The sequence below is a fragment of the Methanosarcinales archaeon genome, from assembly GCA_014859725.1.
Classification (GTDB): domain Archaea; phylum Halobacteriota; class Methanosarcinia; order Methanosarcinales; family Methanocomedenaceae; genus Kmv04.
Genome location: JACUTQ010000016.1, coordinates 1 through 21,157, shown reverse-complemented (window position 1 = coordinate 21,157; position 21,157 = coordinate 1). Strand labels below are relative to the sequence as shown.

Sequence of the window (21,157 nt, the reverse complement as noted above, 5' to 3'; positions counted from 1 at the left end):
AGGTTGTCAATCTAAGCCATCAGAAGAAATTTTTTAGAGATTAAGGAGTTAATTGAGTTTTAATTGAATTTTTAGGGAATTCTAGCAAGTTTGCCACTGGCTCAGTTAAGAAAACTAATCGTAGAACCTGTATTTGGGGATATTAAAGAGAATAAAGGAGTAACGAGTTTTCTTACAAGAGGGTTAAAAACCGTAAAAACAGAGTTTAACTTAATTTGTTCAGGCAATAACATTAAGAGATTTCACAAGAAGAAACAAAATCTTAAGCAACAAGTAGTTTAAATGCTAATTCTGTATTTAATAATTTATTCTGTATATTTCGATTTTCAAATTATCGGACAGCCTGTTAAGTCACAAGGCCTGTAATAGGCCTTAGCCTTTTGATTTTCGATCTTGTCCGGCAATATATTTTTCAACAATTTCCCATCCATGACCTACACTTCCGTGATAACAGCTTGGAGCCCAGAGACTTTTCCGACACCATTCTTTTAGTTCTGGAAATTCCTGTCTCAAGATTCTGCTGGTTCTACCTTTGATCATTTTGGCTATATAACTTACTGAATATTTAGGAGGGTATTGTATAAAAAGATGCACGTGATCAGAATTTACTGACATATCAATGATTTTTATATCCAGTTCCAAACAGGTCTTTCTAATTAGAGCTTCAGTCAACAACCTCACATCTCCGACAAGTATCTTGGCCCTGTACTTAGGACTGAAAACCATGTGGTCGGTAAGCAATGACACCGTATGTCTATCACGCCTCAATTCTTTTTTCATGGTGGAATACTTTGAAAAAAAGCATATTAAGCTATTGTGAAAAGCTCTGTGAAAGTATTATGATAGACATCCACAATAACCTTTAGCGATGGTCTCTCCCGATTCGTGCTGGACCTCCTCTTACACCTTTCGACCTATATCGCGGGCAGGTAGGAGCGTGGTCTTTGTGAACGGGGCAACAGCTTCAACCCGTACACCCTGCGAATGATCGAAAAGGTCCGGCAGGCAGATGCCAAAACCTGGACAAGAAAGCACCCTTCGGATGCAAATCAATTGTAATTATGGCTAAACATTTGATGTAGCCAGTCAGGTAATTTGCTTCCAAAACGTACATTTTTTTTAGGTGGTCCCTTTTCATACCATGAAAAAATCATTTTTTCCCCGCAATTTGGACATTCTGGTGCCCACACATTTCTTTTTTTGGAAAAGTCATCGTCTGATACCATGAAAAAAATCGTCTAGTGTGGTCTGTTTATTCTTTTTCTTGCTAAGTTGTGATAATTTAATTCCCAATAACCTTATTTTTCTTCCGTCAAAAAATTCAGATCCAAGTTCTCTGGATAATCGTTTAATTGATCCTAAATCCTGTGTATGGTTATCCAGTGTTAAAGCTCTTGTATAAGTGGTAAAATCTTCTTGCCTCACTTTTACTGAGACAGTCCTGAAAGAATAACCTTCATGTACCAACGCGTTGTGCACCTTTTCAGCAATATTCTCAAGATAATCATCCAATAATATTTGGTCACCAATATCTTTAGAAAAAGTCCTCTCCTTGCTTATTGATTTGGTGTCAGACCTCTCCTTCACCTCACTGTCATCCAGACCCCTGGCCAGTTTGATCATCATTTTCCCCCATTTACCAAAGATGTCTGTGAGTTTTTCTTCCTCAAAATCAGCCAACTGGCCTATAGTCTTTATACCCATACTATGGAGTATCTCTTCGTTTTTCTTGCCTATTCCGGAAAGTTTGCGTACTTCTAACGGTTCAAGAAATCCCGTCATCCTATCGGGTTCAACTACAGTCAGACCGTTGGGTTTATTGAAATCCGAAGCTATCTTGGCCACTGACTTGTTAGGAGCAATCCCTATAGAACATGTCAGGTTTTCCCGGGTTTTGATGAGGGATTTTATCTGGTGGCCTAAACTTTCAGCTTCTTTAAAATCCTGCACAATATCACTGATATCCAGATAAGCTTCATCCACACTGACCTGCTGGAATTTATCGGCAAAAGACCTGAAAATTCTCATAATATTGCGGGAAACATCCTTATATAACCTCATATTAACAGGCAGGAACACCGCATCCGGACATAGTTTAAATGCCCTGAAAATGGGCATCCCGGAATGTATCCCATAGCTCCGGGCTTCATATGTGCAGGTACTGACAACACCTCTAGCCATACCGTTTTTTGGATCTGCCCCCACCACTACTGGTAGCCCTATAAGTGATGGATTCTCCCTTTGCTCCACAGATGCATAGAAACTGTCCATATCCACATGGAGGATAATGCGGTTCATTGAATGATTTCCAGTATGTTTAATTCCCGATACAGGATATGTTAAGTACTCTCATCACTAACATAATAATTCCCATAGGGAGGGAAAAATATGGCACCTAAAAATATCAAAGAAATACTAATAGTATTGATTTTTTTTCTAATTTTATTTATACCAGCCCTTTCAAGGTTGGCTCTTGATTTTCTATGGTTTGAATCCACTGGATATGCAGACGTATTCCTGGTAAAATACAAGACTGCAATTCCACTATTCTTCATATTCACAATGCTAAGTGCACTTATTTTAATCATCATATTTCAATCTGGAAAGAAGACTATTCTACAATCAGGCAAAGAAATGGTGTCCTTGTGGGAATCCCAGTATTTCACAGATCCTAAAAAAGAATACATTGACATGATCCCAAAAAAGGATATGTCCCTGGCTTTAAAGGCAGGTCAACTCCCTGTTTATATTGTTATCACCATTTTTTCGATAATGGAAGGACTTGTTATATCCGGATCATGGCTCATTATGCTTATGTATTTAAAACGAACTCCATTCGGTGAGACAGATCCCATATTTAACAATGATATTGCATTTTATGTGTTTCAACTGCCTTTTTACAAGGTGCTACTAAATTATTTCCTGGTAATCTTATTCTTAAGTTTACTGTTGCTTGCAGGATTATATGCAACTTACAACTGGAAGTTGCTTTCGAGAATTCCATTAAATCTAAGGCTTGTAGCGGCTGGATTTATATCTATCCTGGGCATAAAGACATATCTTGGACGCTACAATATCCTCTACAGTGAAACAGGTGTTGTATATGGTGCCGGTTATATTGATGTTGCAATAAAACAGTACATCCCTGTAATTATTTCATTAATCCTGGTTCTCTCTGCCATTGGATTGTTATTTGTCTGGTGGAGAAGGGATTCAGGCACATTATCAGATAAAAAAATTATTTTGGGTATGGTTGTTGCCATATTCCTGGTATCCACTCTTGGCGGGATAACTGCTGGCCTGCTGCAGGAATTCAAGGTATCACCCAATGAGCTGGAATTGGAGAAACCATATATTGAAGATAATATCAAAATGACCAACCTGGCCTATGATCTTGATGAGGTGAGTGTCCGGCCATATCCACTAACATATAATCTGTCTACTGATATTCTGGATGACCCTTCCATTACCAATGCCAGGTTATGGGATTATCGGCCCCTGCGGACCATATACCAGCAAAAACAGGCTATACGCACGTATTACGGGTTTAATGATGTGGATATTGACAGGTATTCTATTAACGGTAATAAGACCCAGGTCTGGTTATCAGCAAGGGAGATCTATTATGAACTGCTGCCAGCAGATACCTGGCTTAATAAACATGTAAAGTTCACTCATGGCATTGGAGTGGTTATGTCCCCAGGAAATAAGATCGTAGACCAGGGACTACCTGAGATGTATGTTGAGAACATCCCTCCTGTCAGCAATATTCCTTCACTTGTTATTGACCAGCCCAGGATATATTATGGCGAGAAGACTGATACATATATATTTACTGGAACGGGACGTGAGGAGTTCGATTACCCCAGCGGAAATACCAATATGGTCACCAACTATTCGGGAACAGGGGGGATTAAGATGGGAGGAGTTAACGAATTTATATCAGCCCTTACCCTGGGAGACTGGAAGATTGTCACTTCCTCTGATATTTCCTCTAACAGCAAGCTCCATATCTACCGAAATGTGGTAGATCGTGTAAGACTCATTACTCCGTATCTGCTGCTGGATAAAGATGCTTACGTAGTGTTAAATGATGACGGGCAAATTTACTGGATCCTCAATGCCTTTGTTTACACTGACGAGTATCCATATTCTGAGCCTATGTGGGTCGGAAATACGAAAATCAACTATATCCAGGATTCTGTCAAGGCTGTGGTCGATGCGTATGACGGTACCATCACTTATTATTTAATTGAAGAGGACCCCATCCTTACTACTTATTCCAGGATATTCCCTGGTGTGTTCAAACCTATTGACCAGATGCCCACTGGTCTTCAGCAGCATTTGCGATATTCACCCGACCTGTTCCTGATTCAATCTCAGATATATACTGATTATCACATGAAGATCCCTGAAGTGTTCTACAACAAGGAGGACAAATGGCAGATGTCAAAAGAGAAATATGCCAATTCACTGATTAATGTGGAGCCTTATAATGTACTGCTGGATCTGGAAGGATCAACTGATTTTGTAATGATACTACCATTTACTCCCAGCAACAAGGATAATTTGATCGCCTGGATGGCAGTGAACCAGGACTCTCCCAATTATGGTGAAAAGATCGTGTTCGAGTTCCCAAAAGATAAGCTGATATACGGAACTGCCCAGATCGAAGCATTGATCGACCAAGACGAGTTTATCTCAAAGGACCTCACACTCTGGAGCCAGGGTGGTTCTGATGTGATCCGCGGGAACATGCTTGTCATACCGATCAGGGGCTCGCTCCTTTATATAGAGCCACTGTACATTTCTGCTGCATCTTCATCCAGTATCCCTGAACTTAAAAAGATCCTTGTAGCATATGAAAACAAGGTGGTTATGGCGGATTCGCTGGAAGAGGGGATTTTAGCAGTGCTTGGAGAAGATGTCGCAATCACGGCTTATGAGCCAGGTAAAGAAATAAAAACCCTTTCTGAATCATTGGATGCGATTATCTCCCATTATAATAGTGCAAAAGGATATCTGGAAAATGGTGACCTGGAAAATTACGGGCGGGAAATGAAGGTAGTTGATACCCTCCTAGAAGACCTTGAAAAATCCTTACAAAAAGAAGGGACTTAGAATCGCGCCAGATCAATAAAACCGGAAAGATTTACGGCTCCAATCACTGCTATTGTTTTACCGGCCTTATTTTTTATGGGTGAAACTATTACAGGCATATCCTTATAGGGTCCACTTTTAGCCAATCCATGAATAATATTTCCTGTTTTCAATCCTTCCTCAAGATATTCACCTGTATAATTATAATCAACCACTTTACTGCCTTCGATCCTTACACCCTTGTGGTTTTTACTCCTCATCGTGATCGGAAGCCCGATAATCCCATATAATGCAATGGCGATGGATTCCAGTTCTTCACTCGTGGAATTTTCATTAATCTCAAGTTCTGCCATTTTTTCACCCATACTACACTAACAATAATTATATATAAGGTATTGCATGACAGTGACTTTATATATATTTTATCACTGGATTATCTTCCTTTCTTCACTTCCTTTTGATTCAGTGGTTTGGACGCAGATTTTATTCAAACAGAAGAAATTAATAAGTCTCATTTTTCAGAATTCAAACCGTGGTCAGTTTTACTCTATTCGTTTTCCCAATCTCAACGCTTCTAAATATACCCCATCACTCATTCTGAATCCTGCTTTTACAAGATCTTGCAGTGAGTCCGGATAATCCTCATAGGTAAGGAACTTTTTTCGAAGTGCTGCAAGCAGAACAAAGATAGTCCCACTAGGTCTCAATCCAAGCGCTTTAGCTGCAATTCTAGCATGTGTCTGGTCAAGCAGGACAGGAATACCAAGAGATTTTGCGAGAGATATTGCTTGCGCTTCGCCAAGATCTATACCAAATTCTTCTAGTTCCCCAACAGCTTCGATATCCTTTACGTAGATCCAGCCCTCTTTCACTGCACTTTCTACAATAAAAGCATCCGGATGCTGCTGTTCTTTTCCTCTTATAACAACCTCAGCGAATACTTCCGTAGGGATTGAGACCTCTCTAAAAAGTTCTTTTAGCAAGGCAAGCTTCCCAATCTTTGCAAGGTAAATCAGCACAGTAGAATTACTGACGATCATATGTTCTCTGCTGCCTGAAAGTCTTCTCTCAGATCGTCCAAGCTGTATTGGAAAGGTATCCCCTTCCTGGATGCAATGGCTATCATCTCACGCAGCGGTATACCAACCATTCTGGCTGCCCTTCCGATGGTAATCTTCCCTTCTTGGTACTGAGTCAAAGCATCCTCTATCAGCCATTCTTGCACTGCCCTATTCAGAAGTCGGCGTACCACGGTTGATTTATCTAAATGTTCTATATGAGAGATTTTTTCGATTTTCTTTTCAAGGTCTTCAGGCACTCGAGTAGTAATTGTAGTTCCCATGTTTGTATTCAAAAGATAGTGATTGCACACATAAATATTTATGCTAAACTTTCGGTTCTCATCCATACAATAAGGGGTATCGCCACGATTTCTACGTACACGCACGCTAAGAGATTAGCCCTTGAACCAGCTTTTGCCCGAAATGAACGTTTGATTTAATGTAAAATAGGTAACTATTCAGCCCTCCAAAAGCTTTTAGCAGCGGACCATATTGGGCGGGCTGTGTTACATCCTCTGGAAATCCAGCTTTGTTTATGCGTCCACACTTTGGACAACTTCAGAATGGTGACTGTATCTCTCTCATATATGGATATTGCGGCGGTTAAATAATTTATCACTATGTCTGTGCATTCCGTTAATCTTTTAATATATGTAATCCATTATCACGCCAGATTTAGCTTTGCTAAAATATTTATTGCGAAATTATTTCAATATATAACTAATTGAAGTAACTATTGGCATTTATTTGAAAGGAGGACATATATGGATTATTCAACTTTAGTATATCTTGCCCCACTGGCAGGATTACTTAGTATTACATTTGCAGGCATATTTGCACGGACCGTCCTTAAGCACGATCCAGGTACAGAAGAAATGCGAAAGATTGCAGGCGCAATTCAGGAAGGTGCCATGGCGTATCTGAATCGACAGTACAGGACTATTGCAATAGTCGCGGTGATTCTGGCAGTTGTCATGTTTTTGGCACTGCCAAAAGAAAGCGGAATGAACCTGAAGACCACGGTCGGATTCCTGGCCGGAGCCATAAGTTCGGCACTTGCCGGATATATCGGCATGAACGTCTCGGTCAGGGCCAATGTCAGGACCGCAAACAAAGCCAAAGAAGGCTTGCAGGGTGCCATGGATGTGGCATTCAAGGGCGGCGCTGTCACAGGTCTGGCTGTTGTTGGTCTGGCACTGCTGGGTACAAGCGGTTTTTACATATTGTTCGGCGATGTTGACATGGTAATTGGCTTCGGTTTCGGTGCCAGTCTAATAAGCCTGTTCGCCAGGGTAGGCGGCGGTATATTCACCAAGGCAGCCGATGTAGGTGCTGACCTGGTAGGCAAGATTGAGGCAGGCATTCCCGAGGATGACCCGCGAAATGCTGGCGTCATAGCAGATAACGTAGGCGACAATGTTGGCGATTGTGCAGGTATGGGAGCCGACCTGTTCGAAACCTATGTGGTGACTGCACTGGCAGCAATGCTGCTTGGCGGACTTGTCATTGACCAGTTCCCTAATGCAATTCTGTTCCCGCTAATGCTGGGTTCATCTGCCATTGTGGCATCCATCATTGCAGTGTTCTTTGTCAAGATTGGAGATGACGGGAAGATTATGAAGGCACTGTACAAAGGCGTGGCTGTTGCGGCTATAATTAGTCTTGTACTGTTCTATTTCGTGAACGATATACTGATGGGAGATATCAAATTCTATTACTCTGCCCTTATCGGCACGCTCATTATGGTTCTGATAGTAATAATTACCGAGTACTACACATCCGGTTCATTCAGGCCTGTGAAATCCATCGCAGATTCCTCACAGACCGGTGCCGGTACAAATATCATTACCGGTCTGGCCGTGGGTTTAGAGAGTACGGGCCTGCCTGTTATCGTGATAGCCACTGGTATACTGGGAGCATTCTATGTTGGCGGTGGTTTTATCGATGGACAGGAAATCGTCGGTATGTATAGCATAGCAATCGCAGCAGCTGCCATGCTCTCCACCACAGGCATCATCGTTGCCCTTGATTCGTACGGTCCAATTACCGATAATGCGGGCGGTATTGCCGAGATGGCAAACCTGCCAGAAGAAACCAGGAAGACCACCGATGCCCTTGACAGTGTAGGTAACACCACTAAAGCAGTGACCAAGGGATATGCTATTGGTTCTGCGGGACTGGGCGCACTGGCCCTGTTCGCGGACTTCACAAACAAAGTGGATCTAAATGCAAGTGACCTTAGTCTTTCCAATCCGCTTGTGCTGGTAGGTCTGTTCATTGGTGGACTGCTTCCATTCCTGTTCAGTGCAGTTACTATGAAAGCAGTCGGAAAAGCCGCATTTGAAGTGGTCAACGAGGTCAGGCGCCAGTTCAGGGAAATACCCGGCATCATGGAAGGCACAGCCAAACCTGAATACGGTAAGTGTGTAGACATCGTTACAAAAGCTGCCATCAGGGAAATGGCACTCCCCGGCATAATGGCTATTGGTGTACCCCTGGCTGTTGGAATGCTACTTGGTAAAGAAGCACTGGCCGGCATGCTTATCGGTATCATTGTAGTTGGCTTGATGATGGCCCTGATGATGGCTAATGGCGGAGGCGCATGGGATAATGCCAAAAAGCTTATCGAGGACGGTGCATATGGCGGCAAAGGCTCAGAGGCTCACAAAGCTGCCATAGTAGGCGATACCGTGGGCGACCCGTTCAAGGATACCTCAGGTCCGGCGCTGAATGCACTTATCAAGGTAGTGAACATGATCGCGATCCTGTTCTCTGCTTTGTTCATAAATTCCGGGCTGTTCTAATATAGAATAAGATTTTAGGAAGGGCATTCCCCTTCCATTTTTTTAAATAAACCTGATTTCAATTGGAATCGGAAAACATCTTCTCACGCACAGGTTCAAGTATTATGTTCATGTAATCCGCCGCACCGGCTTTCAGGTCCATTGGGTGCAGTTCCTTTGATGCAAAGGCAGCTTCCATCTCCTCATAGGACTCATAATGCAGGTCACCACCATACTTTTCAGGCCGCTTGATGGTGATTTCCTCGTACCTTGGTATGATATGATACCTGAATAATGCCAGTACAGGATTATCAACAATATCTCCTTCTGGACAGAAGGCCTTATTGATCTTCTTTTTAACCGCCTTTTCGGAATCATCCATGGAAATGAAATTGTTCGCTGATGAAGACATTTTTTTACCGTCCAGTCCCAGCAGGATAGGTGTGTGAATGCAGGTAGGTGCTTTATATCCCATGGTAGGCAATCCTTCCCTGGCCAGCATGTGGATCTTGCGCTGATCGATCCCGCCCACGGCCACATCAACTCCCAGCATGGCAATATCTACGGCCTGCATCAGCGGGTAGACCATCTGGGATACCATGGGATTATCGGCATTTCGGCTCACCTCATCCATGCTGCGCTTGGCACGGTTCAGGGTGGTCGCCCTGGCCAGTTTCAGGACATTGATCATGTATTCGGGTTCCAACTGGTAATCGGAACCATAAACATAATTGGTCTTATTTTCATCAAGCCCCAGGGCAATGAAACATTCTTTATTAAAATCAGCGATCTTCTTGACTTCATCCAGGGTGCCTTTTTCATTCAGGTACGCATGGACATCTGCCAGCAGTACAGTGATTTCAAATCCGGCATTTTGCAGATCGATGAGCTTGTTTACGGTCAGCACATGCCCCAGGTGTATCTTACCGCTGGGCTCGTACCCCACATAAGCAGTAGGAGTGGTTTTGGATTCTACAAGTCGTTCAAGTTCTTCCTGGGTTACAATTTCTTCTGTGTTACGCTTTATAAGTGCTAATCTGTCCATATCTGCCACCTGATAAACTCCAGAATACACAATTTCAGATATTATAAATATATCGTCGTCAGAAAAAAAAACTGTTTTTCATTCACCCAAGACCTTCTTGACGCCCGAAAGGTTTGGTGATATAGTCAGTTACACCCACAACATGCATGCCGATCATCTTGTCCAGGGCCTTTGCGGTCAACACGACGGCACAATATCATTTTCCAGTTATTTTAAGGTTATATACGAACAGTGATGCCAAAATAACTGGATTATGGAACTGTGAACCATTTTATATAATTATTTTGATATTTTTGATAATTCATAATAATTTAATTATCAATTCATAAGCTTCTTTTTCCTGATTCCCACCGCATTTATCAATTATATTTTTAAATGTTTTTACCTTCCTTAAATATTTCTCATCTTTAAAAGCAATATACCTGGTAGCATATATTGTTGCTTCGATCACAGCATTAAACCCTCGATTAATGGTTGTTATACCAGATCTTCTAATTTCACCTGTAACCGGATACAATTCTGCCTGTATTGCTGTAGTTCCCTTTTCATAATCAGCCTTGAAAATAATCCATGCAGAAGATTTGTTCAAAATTGGAAAAACGCCATATTTATCAATTTTTATTGTTTCAAACATTTTGTCATCCAGGTCTGACAAAGCTGATTGCACAAACAATACGGGATCATCCACCATATTGGCTGCAAAAAGTCCTGTATCCTGTATATTGCTACATGTATGGGATCCATTATATATCCGGACCATGAGTTTTCCATCCCGCCTGATTATCCCTATCGGGGCAGCATTGAACCTGCCATTCAGAGAGATTGTAGTAATAATAGTCTCATTAATCCCTTCCAATATCCCGTATTGGTCCAGATCAATTTTCAAAATCTCAATCCACCTAACAAAGCAACAAAAAGACCGGCTATAATAATGTCGGCAGTGGACCCGGGATTGATACCGTCTTTGATGAACTGTTCATCCAATTTCATGATATCCTCCCTGGTATTTTCAAACCCTGATTTATTGATCTTATCAACTATTTGCTTAGCCTGATCGGAAACAATCTGTGCAACATGGTTGTCAGACTTTGTCTGAATAAATGTATCAGGATTGTCAGCCAGTATCTCCATAAATGTCCACACAACAGCATCATTGATATTTGTAGCATTGTATTTTTCCAGAATACTACTTGCACATTTGAATGTCAGCGGATAACCTGCTGTCCATTCCCTGGCGATCATGTCATAAGAAGAAGACATCTCCATTAGCTGGTATAATGTGGTTTCTTTTGTTCTTATTTCCTCAATTGAGGAAGGGTCTTTCAGATCAAGATCGCCAACATCCATCACCCTTACACCAGCCGCTTCAAAGGCACGGTATAGTGCCACTGCATCATTGGTATCGGTATTTTTTATTAATTCCACAGTTAGCCTGTTAAGTTCAGGGAAGATACCGGTTGTCCCGTCAATTTTATCCACAATTCTTCCACCAGCCATTACCAATGGTACTAACATTATGAATGCACCAAAATGGGTGTTGCCCCCGCTTTGCCATTTTGCACTTTCCATAACTGCTGAATAAATATATCGGCCGATATCCTTACTGTCAGTGGATGCTTTTTTCATCACAGGATATACACTTACTGCTGAAGCAAGAAAATGCTCGAATTGTGTATCAGGGTAATTATGGTCTCTATCGATATTACCTGGTTTTGGAGTGGCACAAACCTCCAATATCATGGCGAGCTGAGCATATTGTGCTACAAGATGGCTATTTTTAATCATAACAAATTCCAATTCTATCTAGTATTCACCAGCTAGCAAACGGTTTTTTATCTCTTTTAATGCTTCTAGTGCTGGTCCTTTGGTCTCTACAGGGGACTGGTTGTTAAGATCTGCTGTTATCATTGAATTATCATAGGGGATTGAACCCAATACAGGTATTCCCATTGAAGCAAGCCGGGATTCTATCTCTTTAATTTCTACATCCCTGACCTTATTTATCACTGCAGCCAATCTGCTTATCCCAATATCACCGGCAAGATCTTTGATCCTGGATGCCGTTTCAATACTGCGACTGCCAGGTTCCACCACGATTATCATCAGGTCAATTCCTCTTGTGGTCCCCCTACCCAGATGTTCGATACCTGCTTCCATATCAAGAATTACAAATGAAGATTCCTTGAACACCACATGTTTCATCAGGGCTCGCAAAAATGAAGATGCCGGGCACATGCACCCGGAACCGCCCTTTTCGACAGTACCCATGACCAGCATCCTCACCCCATCAGGTCCGATAATTCCGAAACGCTGCACTACATCGTCCACTTTAGGATTCAGTTTGAAAATACCTACCGGACCTCCGGCACGTTCATCAATGAATTCTCTGTGGTCTGTTAATGGAGATGGAGGAATATCAATTCCTAATGCGGATGCCAGGTTCATATCAGCATCCGCATCAATGGCCAGTACATCCAATCCGTCCCTGGCCAACAACCGTGCCAATGTCCCTGCAAGCGTGGTCTTTCCCACACCGCCTTTGCCTGTTACTGCAATTTTCATAGTTACACTTCAATAAGTTCTATACAGATATTATCGTTTATTGTGATCATAGCACCATATCCTTTAGAAGCCTCGCCCACATTTACAATACTTGTATTGCCTTTTTTGGCTATACCCCTGGCTTCATGGATATGACCGCATACGATTAAACTCAGGCGGTCTATGAATTTTGTTATAGACGGACTGCCTACATGCCCTATTGGCAATTCATCTACATACCCCTGAGGAGGGGCATGACTCAATAATACAGTTCTTAAGGCACTGCTTTTATCCAATAGATCTTCCAATGATTTTTCAATTTCCTTGTCTGTCAGTTCGAACGGGGTTTTAAAAGGTGTTGTGTTAGAACCTCCAAGTCCAATGAAATCTACTTCACCTATGGTATGACAGGTATTATGCAAATTAATGGCTTCGGATTTTTCAAGTGTTTCCAATATACTTGGATGGTCGCAATTTCCAGGTATGGCCAATATGGGCACATCGAACATGTCAATTAGTTTATTGGCATCGCTGTCAGGTCCGAAATTCGTAATATCACCCACTATAAGGACCGCATCGATCCTCCCGGCACGATGCTTTAAAGCATCAACTTTTGAATAATTCCCATGAATATCAGATAAAGCAAGCAGTTTCATCCAGGGCACCTCATCACTTTTCCCTTTATCGTTAGACAAATATATTATTATGCATCTTGTATCAGCATGCGAGAGTTCATTGTAGTGGGCCATAAGGCCCGGACAGATAGTAATTTCAACCTGAATGACCTGCCAGGCACTGGCGGGAGAATGGATATACTGTGCCGATGTGTGAATTCATCCCTTTTTTTAAGTCACGACCTGCGACGGGATGTAGTAATCTATCTGGTACTTTTAGGTGAACCTGAAACTTCTAAGATCGTAAAGTTTGAAGGAAAAAATGTAAGGTACCTAAACCCTGACGAACGAAGTAGCGGTTCGCTTATCAAGAAAGCTCTTGATAAAAATGCAGGGTCTCATTGGAAACTATCTACTCCGGGAGTATGGATAAGGAAAGGAGATCTGAATGATATTATACATGAGGTTATGGATGGGGCTGAAAATAAAATATTGCTCTACTTATCTGAGGATGGTATTGATATCAGGAAAAGTGATGAAAAACCATTGCTCGATGATGTTGTATTCGTATTAGGTGATCATATGGGTATGACACCAGAAGAAGAATCTATCATTAAAGATGCAGGATCAAATATAATTAATATAGGACCTGTCAGCCTGCATGCTGATCATTGCATTGTACTTGTTAATAACGAATTTGATCGAAATATGAAGGGGGATGCTTAATGCATCCCTGATCTCTGAAGTATGAATAAATCTTCGGTACTGATCTTCTCGCCAAGTTTGAATTGTGAATATATATCTTCTGCTTCCTTTTTGACAGCAGCTTTGGCAATAGTTTCCTTCCCTGTTTTGCTCTTCCTCTTAAGACCGATGATAATCTTATCAAAATCACGGATCTCTTTTTGGGTCTTTATGAAAAGCCTGTGTTGTTCATCAGCAGATTCTTGAACTTTTACAAAATCCCTATGAACTTTGTCAGATTCGACACGTATCTTGTCTGCTTCTTTGAACGTCTTGATCATCTTTTCATGATATTCCTGTGCCGCATCAGCAAATTCTTTTACTTTATCGTGATATACAGATGCTTCATCCCTTAATTTCTGGGCATCTTCAAAAAAGGTTTTAATTTCCAGATTCCCTTCGAGCTGTTGTTTCTTGACTTTAAACTCTTCGGTGAGGTGGGATATAGTTTCTACCAGTTCCCTTTCCTTATTGGAATCCAACACTTCAGTCTGCTGTCTGAATTCGAGATGCTCTATTTCACGGCTTAGGGCTTTGAGAGATGGGCCATCACTGAGATTTAAATCCTTCCTGATGGTATCGATCTGGGCAAAAATCTTATTCGCTTTTTCATTAAACTCGTCGCGGAAGACTTTATTCTCCCTGACAGATGCATTATTTGAATCTCTTAGGTTTTTAAGTTCTTGAGCTTCATCAATGAGTTCTTTTGTGCCCTTATTCAGCTCATTTCTTTTTGATGCCAGTGTACTAGCTTCAGTATTGAGCTCATTGCGCATTTCCTTATATTCTTCAGATTTTACTTTTAAGTCTGATTTTCTTTTCTGCATATCTTCTAACATTAACCATTAATCCTCCTTTTCCAGCTACCGATCGCTGGCATTTCATGCACCTCATAATGCACGATACCTTGACAACAATTTGTTATCAAATCTTGATTGCCTTAATCAAGTTTAGCTAGTCGTTTACTTTGATAATCTAGGAATAAGATTTTGAGAATTATTTCTTTGATGACCTGCAGGTAAGACTATAAAATTTATTAATTTTAAAAGACTCACAGTTTCAATCAAATTTATCACCATAATACTAAAAATCCAGAAATCTACTTATTAACAAAGCAATAATGGACTATCCTGAGATTATTCTTATCAATAATTACATCCTTTTTAACCTTTTCGGGTCTTTCATGCTCTAAAGAGAGGCCTTGAAACACGGATAATAAAAAGGTAGATTACTATTACTATGGATGCCAGATAAGAGGCAACAATGTTAAAAACCGTTAAACCGATATGTTTTCAATTTGCGGCGCCTCAAATTGATGTTCAAAAACCTGGATTGAAGTGAAAACACTACATTATGTATAAACAATTATTTTAATCGATAATAATCTTACCACCAAGCTTTTTCATATTTTCGAAAAAACCGGGGAAGGAAATATTCACTGATTCAGCTGTATCAATTGTTGTACCCCCAACAACAAATCCTGCCACTGTCAAGGCCATTACAATACGGTGGTCATGCCACCCGCTGACATTTGAACCGTGCATCTCCTGGCCCTTAATAATTAGCCGGTCAGGTTCTTCCTTTATATTGACACCCATTTTAGAAAGCTCAACTGTCATGGCATGCAGTCGGTCCGTTTCCTTAAACCTGACATGTCCAGCATTCTCAATAACCATTTGTCCCTGGGCTGCTGCTCCCAATACTGCTAATGTTGGGACCAGGTCAGGTGTCATACTTACATCCACTGTTACACCTCTTAACTGGCTCTTTCTAACATTTACTATACCGTGATTTTTGTCCCATTGAAGATCAGCTCCCATATCTTGCAGGATAGGTATAATGGCTGCATCTCCCTGATGACTGGGGAATAATCCCCGAACTGTAATTTCTTCACCTACCAAAGCACCGGCTGCTAATAGGTAGGATGCTGAGGAAAAATCGCCTGGTACTGTATATTCGCTAAATGAATATGACTGGCCAGGAGGAATGGTAAATGTTAGATAACCGCTATGGTCTTCATTCAATATTATGGAGATGCCTGCCATTTTTAGCATATCTAATGTGATCTCAACATAAGGTCTGGATTTCAAAGTTCCTTTTACTTTGATCAAACTCTCTTCAGGACATAAAGGGCAGGCAATGAGCAGAGCAGAAAAGAACTGGCTGCTAATATTGCCGTCCACCACGGCTTCCCCACCTGACATGGGTCCTTTGACCACTATAGGAGCTGTACCGTCATCTTTTGTTGAAATTACTTTTGCTCCTAACTGGTTCAATGCTTCTATCAAAGGTGTGTTTGGCCGGGTTTGTATAGAATCATCTCCGGTTAATACAGTTTCTCCATCACATAATGCACTGACCGCCATGATCAATCGCAGTGTAGTGCCGCTGTTTGCCACATCAATTATATTGTCCGGTATTGTTGGCCTGCCTTTTATACCACTGATAATAAGTTTATCATTTTCTTCAATAATAGTTGCACCTAAGGACCTGCATGCATATATTGAAGCCATAGTATCAGCAGAAATGAGGGGACGATGTACCACCGCCTGGTCAGTAAGTGCAGACATGACAATGGCCCTGTGGGTATAACTCTTAGAAGGAGGTGCAAAAATTGATCCTTTTAGTGTGGATTTATTAATATTTGTCTGCATATTGCCTTCATTGTATTTCTTTTAATTATTTTTATCCAGCATAGCCTGGACAAATCCTAAAAATGGAGGCGATGGTCTGTTGGGCCTACTCTTGAACTCTGGATGGAACTGGGTAGCAAAAAAGAATTTATGACCAGGTATCTCAGCGATCTCCATACGGTTCTTGTTTTTGCCTGTAAATTTCATTCCTTTTGCTTCTATTGCCTCGATAAATTGAGGATTTACCTCATATCTGTGACGATGGCGCTCAACAATATGGTTTGTGCCGTAGAGCTTCTCGGCCAGGCTTCCCGGAATAAGGTCTGCATAATAATCTCCCAACCTCATAGTCGCACCCATTTCAACCACACCTTCCTGTTCAGGGAGCAGATCGATCACTGGATGTTCAGTGGCTGATAGTTCAGAACTGTTTGCATCCTTATATCCGACCATATTTCTGGCAAATTCAATCACTGCCATTTGCATACCCAGGCAAAGGCCCAGATATGGCACGTTATTTTCCCTTGCATAAGTAATAGCAGTAATCTTGCCTTCGGTCCCTCTAACTCCAAAACCACCGGGAACCAGTATCCCGTCAAATTTAGATAAGTTATCAATAGCTTTAGGATCGTTCTCCAGTTCTTCGGCATCGATCCAGGAGGCTTTCACATTACATCCCGCCTCTATGCCGGCATGCTTTAAGCTTTCCCTGATACTCAGATATGAATCTTCAAGGTCAGTATATTTTCCCACAACAGCCACCTGTACGATCCCAGTGGACGATCGCATCTTCTCAACCATCTTGTCCCACTCCCTTAGATTTTGCTTGGGCTTCAGTCCTAGTTTGGATAGAAGATAGTCAGCAGCTCCCTCCTGTTCCATCTGCAGGGGGACCATATAAATATCCTCAGCATCATGGGCGCTTATTACTTCCTTTGCCTGGACATCACAAAATAATGCTATCTTTTCCTTCGTGTCCCCTAATACTGGTTTTTTACATCTTGTGACTATCATGTCCGGATGCAGGCCTAACTGCCTCAATTCTTTAACAGAATGCTGGGTGGGTTTGGTCTTCTGCTCTCCCTGGGCATCCATGGGTACCAGGGTCACATGTATTAATACCACATCTTCTTCATCTTCTTCGTTGTGCAATTGCCTGACAGCTTCTAAAAACGGCATGCTTTCGATATCGCCTACAGTGCCGCCGACTTCTACCAGGCATATCTCAGCACCGCTGTTCTTTGCGACCTTCCTTATCCTCTCCTTGATCTCATTGGTAACATGGGGGATGATCTGTACTGTCTTACCCAGGTAATCGCCTCTACGTTCCTTGTTAATTACTGTCTGGTATATCTTTCCGGTCGTTAGGTTGTGTTCGCTTGTTAGCTCAATATCTAAGAATCGCTCATAGTTACCAAGATCAAGATCTACTTCCCCCCCATCTTTTAACACATATACTTCTCCATGCTGGAATGGATTCATGGTACCTGCATCGAGGTTGATATAAGGGTCGATCTTTATGGCAGTGACATCATATGCTTTATTTTTAAGAATCCGTCCCATCGAGGCTGCTGTAATTCCTTTCCCAAGCCCGCTCATTACACCGCCAGTTACTATGACATATTTCATGATATATTATTCCTCTTTTTTTGTAATATTTGATGACATTACACTTATTGCACTATAAAAAATGAGAAATATTAAAATAATCGACACTGATAGTGCACCCAACATAGGATCAAATATTTTAATAACAAAAGTGATCAATAAGATCCATGTAACAAGCAAGATCATTAAAAACGGTATTATCAGTTTTTCATGTTTGACGGGTTTTGGTATTTTCTTTTCACCGGCAGATACATCTAATTTTCTATTCCTTGTTTTCGTATTTTCCACTTTATATTTGGGGTCTCCAAGTCTTGTATCCACATCAACAGAGGGTTTTGGTTTTGATTCAACCTTTTGTCCACCTATGTGAACATTAATTGTTTCAGTATGTGATCCATAACCGGTAATAACCTTTATTTTTCCTTCTCCAATGGAAATGTCGGAAGGAAGCTTGACTACTACTGGTATCCATTCCTGGTTTGTTACATATGGGTTATCCTGCAGGAATGTTACATAATTCCTTATACTATCAGTAGTTGATAAATGCACGCGGGTGGGAGTGCCATAATTTATTAAAGCAATTTCGAAACTGCATTCTCCACCAGGTCGCATTGGCACTTTAATCTCTGGTTTTTCAAACTCAATTGAGTTTGCTTTTCTCCGGTTTATATGGATTTGTAGCACAGATCCCTCGAAATTTAATCTCTCAAATCTGGTGGAAGCATATTTGGAATGCCATCTTCGATGGGATAATGTTCATTGCACTTACTGCAGAACAGAGAACCTTTAATGATCTCTTTATCATCTTCTTCATCTATTGTAAGGACCAGATCACCTTTACACATCGGACAGCATAATATTTCCATTAGTTCATGTTTCACAAATGTCAACTCACAACAATTTTATCGGTATAAAGGACATAGTGATTTATCAAATTACCGATTATATTATGATTCATTGGATTATTTTTAACCAATTGTACCAGCCCTGTCCGAGGCATCCAAGAAATAGAGGTCGGATAATATAATCATTACAGTTTGTCCCACTCATTCAAATTAATTTTTCGATTCAGTATTTCTTCAACTTCTCGAATCATCATCCGGAGTTGTTGCATGGAATATTCAGCATTTGAAGGGATTGCAAGACGATGTTTTTCAAATACTATAAATTGGTGACGGGTACCAGAATATGGCCCTTTGAAACCTAACTTGCGGAGCTTTCGAATAAAATCTCGTCGCTTACATGGCTTCCACTGGCTCATATGCAGGCACCTTATTCAGATCGATCTCTGCAATCACTGGTAATGGATGGCCTAGCTTAAGACCTAATAAAATCCACTCTTCAAGAGTGGAGTGGAGTTCATCTTCGCATTCATGCAAAGTTATTCCAAATGCAATCACCCCTTTACATTGTAGAATTCGCCCGGCATATGTGCCATCATCCAATTTGTCGTAAACAGCATGTGCCATTAGCGAGTTTACATAGTCAGTAAGAATGAACCGAACTACCATTGTTTAACACCTATCTGTTTCATCCTATTAAAGGAATGTCTCATAATGTTATATCTGAATTTACTTCGCATATCCTACCTATCTAATGTTGTCTCAGAACTTTGCATATCTATATGTTCTTTCAGACGAGTGTTGATTATCACATATCTCTTTTTCTTTTCTTCTCCATTAAGTCTTTCGACCTACCACGACCTCGGTATACAGTACGATACCACCCTTCAGTGAAGGACTCCAGACCAGAGGTCCGAAGGCATCAGGATGATGCTCATACCATTGATATTTACATTGGTTCGATGATTTTAGTTTTCAATACAGGCGCAGGGAAGCAAATGAAAAACCCTAAAAGAACGTAAAATGCAGCCATTGCAAGTGTGATAAATAGCGTCGTACCTACCCATACTTTAGCAGCACCATACGTTCCTATTATATATCCGATAAAAAGATATAATGGAATTGAAGACAAAGATACAACATCTTGTGGTTTGTGTACTATATTCTTAAAAAATATTGTCACCGCCATCGTAAGAACGGCTGAGACAATTGCTAATTTTACTGGCTCTTCGATTTTTATCATGGTCTTACCCCTTTCTAAATTTAATTATCAACTTTTTATATGTTTGCACAAGTTCAGAAGACAACGGTAACAACATAAGATCGTGGGACGCGAGAGCCTCCGATATTCAAAATAGCCATGAAAAGGCATGAGCGCCTATTTTTAAGTTTTGAAGGAAGTTTTTTCCTCCTATCGCTTCCTTCGAGCATGAGGTTGAGGGCATGTGAGCCCCGTCCGTGCCACCCCCGAATGAATTCGGGGGCATCCTTGGGTGGTTATTTCGGATTTAAAAATATCCTTTTCCTTCTAAGTAAATATCCCACAATAGTCGCATATATCACAGCATATATAAGAAGTGTTCCAACTATACCCGATAATAAATACCCCATGTAAGGGATCCTTACCCTCGCCACGCCTATAATCCATTCTTGTTTAACAGGTTGAAGTGTGCTGATAGAAGCCGCTTGATCAATTGCTCTATTATTATCTCCTTTGGTAATATATCCAGCATGAGGTGCAGGAGACCCATTGGCCCACATGGGCTCGCCTTCTTCCACCCAGTACATGGCCCTATGCAGTATGGGTGTTCTATGGAAACTACCATATGGATGATATATGATTACATCACCATAGTCATGAAACGATTTGTAATTAAGCGTCTCACCATCTTCACAGGTTATGATATTTGTGCGATTGGGCGATTGTATCAAAATCACATCGCCTATATCCATATTTGGCTTCATACTCCCAGCTTCCATGGCGAATGCCGGTTGCCATGTTCCGGATGCCGCATACGCTGATACTTTTATCGTAAATATCACTATAACAAGTACCAATAGAGCCTTTATCCAAACTTTCATTTTAATTTCATCCATTTTTATGTTGGCATGGTTACTTTAACTACATACTAAAGTCACTATACCCCGTACTTGAAGGATACGGGGCTTGTTAACGTTTTTTGGCA

The 21,157-nt window shown here is 41.1% G+C and carries 22 protein-coding genes; 4 read left to right on the top strand and 18 right to left on the bottom strand.

Annotated elements, in window-relative coordinates; genetic code table 11:
• Positions 1-90 precede the first annotated feature (90 nt).
• Positions 91-282 (top strand): transposase, encoded by a 192-nt coding sequence (locus tag IBX40_02660; GenBank protein ID MBE0523226.1) that lies wholly within the window; start codon positions 91-93, stop codon positions 280-282.
• A gap of 90 nt (positions 283-372) precedes the next feature.
• Here the strand turns inward: IBX40_02660 and tnpA are convergent, their stop codons facing one another.
• The gene (tnpA, locus tag IBX40_02655) at positions 373-780 is read right to left on the bottom strand and encodes an IS200/IS605 family transposase (protein MBE0523225.1); all 408 of its coding nucleotides are present in this window, start codon (positions 778-780) and stop codon (positions 373-375) included.
• 429 nt (positions 781-1,209) lie between these two features.
• A complete protein-coding gene (gene dinB / locus IBX40_02650) occupies positions 1,210-2,298 on the bottom strand; it encodes a DNA polymerase IV (protein ID MBE0523224.1) in 1,089 nt (362 codons plus the stop codon).
• A 90-nt stretch (positions 2,299-2,388) separates the two neighbouring features.
• Here dinB and IBX40_02645 point away from each other — a divergent pair, with 90 nt between their 5' ends.
• Positions 2,389-5,121, top strand: coding sequence for a UPF0182 family protein (locus tag IBX40_02645; GenBank protein MBE0523223.1), 2,733 nt, complete (start codon positions 2,389-2,391; stop codon positions 5,119-5,121).
• Here IBX40_02645 and IBX40_02640 read toward each other — a convergent pair.
• The 3 genes from IBX40_02640 to IBX40_02630 form a co-directional block, all read right to left on the bottom strand.
• Positions 5,118-5,453 carry a DUF2111 domain-containing protein gene (locus IBX40_02640; GenBank protein ID MBE0523222.1) on the bottom strand — a complete coding sequence of 112 codons (336 nt, stop codon included), beginning with the start codon at positions 5,451-5,453 and terminating at the stop codon, positions 5,118-5,120. The genes IBX40_02645 and IBX40_02640 overlap by 4 nt on opposite strands.
• Before the next feature lie 189 nt (positions 5,454-5,642).
• Positions 5,643-6,140, bottom strand: coding sequence for a hypothetical protein (locus IBX40_02635; protein MBE0523221.1), 498 nt, complete (start codon positions 6,138-6,140; stop codon positions 5,643-5,645).
• Positions 6,137-6,442, bottom strand: coding sequence for a UPF0175 family protein (locus IBX40_02630; GenBank protein ID MBE0523220.1), 306 nt, complete (start codon positions 6,440-6,442; stop codon positions 6,137-6,139). Before IBX40_02630 ends, IBX40_02635 begins: the two co-directional genes overlap by 4 nt.
• Positions 6,443-6,925: 483 nt before the next feature.
• On the opposite strand from IBX40_02630, the gene IBX40_02625 reads away from it, so the two are divergent.
• Positions 6,926-8,965 carry a sodium-translocating pyrophosphatase gene (locus IBX40_02625; protein ID MBE0523219.1) on the top strand — a complete coding sequence of 680 codons (2,040 nt, stop codon included), beginning with the start codon at positions 6,926-6,928 and terminating at the stop codon, positions 8,963-8,965.
• 58 nt (positions 8,966-9,023) lie between these two features.
• On the opposite strand, the gene IBX40_02620 is transcribed toward IBX40_02625, so the two are convergent.
• The 5 genes from IBX40_02620 to IBX40_02600 form a co-directional block, all read right to left on the bottom strand.
• On the bottom strand, positions 9,024-9,989 hold the full coding sequence (locus IBX40_02620; GenBank protein ID MBE0523218.1) for a tyrosine--tRNA ligase: 966 nt from the start codon (positions 9,987-9,989) through the stop codon (positions 9,024-9,026).
• Positions 9,990-10,290: 301 nt separating this feature from the next.
• On the bottom strand, positions 10,291-10,875 hold the full coding sequence (locus IBX40_02615; GenBank protein ID MBE0523217.1) for a DUF447 family protein: 585 nt from the start codon (positions 10,873-10,875) through the stop codon (positions 10,291-10,293).
• Positions 10,872-11,774, bottom strand: coding sequence for a triphosphoribosyl-dephospho-CoA synthase (locus IBX40_02610; protein MBE0523216.1), 903 nt, complete (start codon positions 11,772-11,774; stop codon positions 10,872-10,874). The genes IBX40_02615 and IBX40_02610 overlap by 4 nt, the downstream gene beginning before the upstream one ends.
• Before the next feature lie 18 nt (positions 11,775-11,792).
• Positions 11,793-12,551 (bottom strand): AAA family ATPase, encoded by a 759-nt coding sequence (locus tag IBX40_02605; protein MBE0523215.1) that lies wholly within the window; start codon positions 12,549-12,551, stop codon positions 11,793-11,795.
• Between the two features lie 2 nt (positions 12,552-12,553).
• Positions 12,554-13,186: a metallophosphoesterase family protein gene (locus IBX40_02600; GenBank protein MBE0523214.1), complete on the bottom strand. Its 633-nt coding sequence runs from the start codon at positions 13,184-13,186 to the stop codon at positions 12,554-12,556.
• Between the two features lie 66 nt (positions 13,187-13,252).
• On the opposite strand from IBX40_02600, the gene trmY reads away from it, so the two are divergent.
• Positions 13,253-13,870 (top strand): tRNA (pseudouridine(54)-N(1))-methyltransferase TrmY, encoded by a 618-nt coding sequence (trmY, locus tag IBX40_02595; protein ID MBE0523213.1) that lies wholly within the window; start codon positions 13,253-13,255, stop codon positions 13,868-13,870.
• Here the strand turns inward: trmY and IBX40_02590 are convergent.
• The 8 genes from IBX40_02590 to IBX40_02555 all read right to left on the bottom strand — a co-directional run bounded on the left by IBX40_02590 (position 13,867) and on the right by IBX40_02555 (position 21,053).
• Positions 13,867-14,727: a coiled-coil protein gene (locus IBX40_02590; GenBank protein MBE0523212.1), complete on the bottom strand. Its 861-nt coding sequence runs from the start codon at positions 14,725-14,727 to the stop codon at positions 13,867-13,869. The two genes, trmY and IBX40_02590, sit on opposite strands and share 4 nt — an antisense overlap.
• A gap of 531 nt (positions 14,728-15,258) precedes the next feature.
• Positions 15,259-16,542, bottom strand: coding sequence for a 3-phosphoshikimate 1-carboxyvinyltransferase (gene aroA, locus IBX40_02585; GenBank protein MBE0523211.1), 1,284 nt, complete (start codon positions 16,540-16,542; stop codon positions 15,259-15,261).
• 21 nt (positions 16,543-16,563) lie between these two features.
• On the bottom strand, positions 16,564-18,150 hold the full coding sequence (pyrG, locus tag IBX40_02580; protein ID MBE0523210.1) for a CTP synthase (glutamine hydrolyzing): 1,587 nt from the start codon (positions 18,148-18,150) through the stop codon (positions 16,564-16,566).
• Between the two features lie 6 nt (positions 18,151-18,156).
• Positions 18,157-18,813, bottom strand: a complete 657-nt coding sequence (locus tag IBX40_02575; GenBank protein ID MBE0523209.1) for a hypothetical protein — start codon at positions 18,811-18,813, stop codon at positions 18,157-18,159.
• A 14-nt stretch (positions 18,814-18,827) separates the two neighbouring features.
• Complete coding sequence (locus IBX40_02570; GenBank protein MBE0523208.1) at positions 18,828-19,010, bottom strand: methytransferase partner Trm112; 183 nt, start codon at positions 19,008-19,010, stop codon at positions 18,828-18,830.
• Between the two features lie 357 nt (positions 19,011-19,367).
• Positions 19,368-19,640, bottom strand: a complete 273-nt coding sequence (locus IBX40_02565) for a type II toxin-antitoxin system HicB family antitoxin (protein MBE0523207.1) — start codon at positions 19,638-19,640, stop codon at positions 19,368-19,370.
• 280 nt (positions 19,641-19,920) lie between these two features.
• On the bottom strand, positions 19,921-20,214 hold the full coding sequence (locus IBX40_02560; protein MBE0523206.1) for a hypothetical protein: 294 nt from the start codon (positions 20,212-20,214) through the stop codon (positions 19,921-19,923).
• 254 nt (positions 20,215-20,468) lie between these two features.
• Positions 20,469-21,053 (bottom strand): S26 family signal peptidase, encoded by a 585-nt coding sequence (locus tag IBX40_02555; protein ID MBE0523205.1) that lies wholly within the window; start codon positions 21,051-21,053, stop codon positions 20,469-20,471.
• Positions 21,054-21,157 lie beyond the last annotated feature (104 nt).